This is a genomic window from Pseudomonas sp. TJI-51 (genome assembly GCF_000190455.2).
GTDB lineage: Bacteria > Pseudomonadota > Gammaproteobacteria > Pseudomonadales > Pseudomonadaceae > Aquipseudomonas > Aquipseudomonas juntendi.
The window spans coordinates 25,299-25,949 of record NZ_AEWE02000069.1; the positions used below are offsets into that span (position 1 = coordinate 25,299).

Below are 651 nucleotides of genomic sequence, written 5' to 3' on the forward strand. Positions count from 1 at the left end.
GCGGGCAAGCCCGCGAAGAAAGCGATGCGGTCTCGGATCACGGCAATACTTGCTTGAACGGCTTGACCACGACCTTGTCGTACACGCCTGCGGCAATGTACGGGTCGGCATCGGCCCAGGCCTGGGCTTCGGCCAGCGAGGCAAATTCGGCGACGATCAGGCTGCCGCTGAAGCCGGCGTCGCCCGGGTCGTTGCTGTCGATGGCCGGGTGTGGGCCGGCCAGCACCACGCGGCCTTCGGCCTTGAGCTGCTGCAGGCGTTCGATGTGCGCCGGGCGGGCAGCCAGGCGTTTTTCCAGGGAGTTCGCGACGTCGCTGGCAATGATGGCGTAGAGCATGTCAATCCTTGGGTTTGGAGGTAGAAGGGTCGTCGTGCAGGTGGCGCGACAGGTACACGCCTTGCGCCACCAGGAAGATCACGGTCATGCCCAGGCTGCCGAACACCTTGAAGTCCACCCAGAAGTCCTGGAAGGTGAAGGCGACGAACAGGTTGGCCGCACCACAGAACAGGAAGAACGCGATCCAGGCCAGGTTCAAGCGCGTCCAGATGGCATCCGGGAGGGTGAGGGCGTGGCCCATGATGCGTTTGATCAGCACCCGGTCACCGATGAAGTGGCTGCCGGCAAAGCCCAGGGCGAACAGCCAGTTGACC

General features: G+C 64.1%; 2 protein-coding genes. Both read right to left on the reverse strand.

What is annotated here, in order from left to right; translation table 11 throughout:
- Positions 1 to 37 precede the first annotated feature (37 nt).
- Positions 38 to 337, reverse strand: coding sequence for a YciI family protein (locus G1E_RS15915; RefSeq protein WP_009683653.1), 300 nt, complete (start codon positions 335 to 337; stop codon positions 38 to 40).
- A gap of 1 nt (position 338) precedes the next feature.
- Positions 339 to 651, reverse strand: a 313-nt coding sequence (locus tag G1E_RS29590) for a septation protein IspZ (RefSeq protein WP_047149937.1), incomplete at its 5' end; no start/stop codon positions are given.

Coding starts and splice junctions, on each gene's coding strand:
- G1E_RS15915 (WP_009683653.1), bottom strand. CDS start 337: ATGCTCTACGCCATCATTGCCAGCGACGTCGCGAACTCCCTGGAAAAA.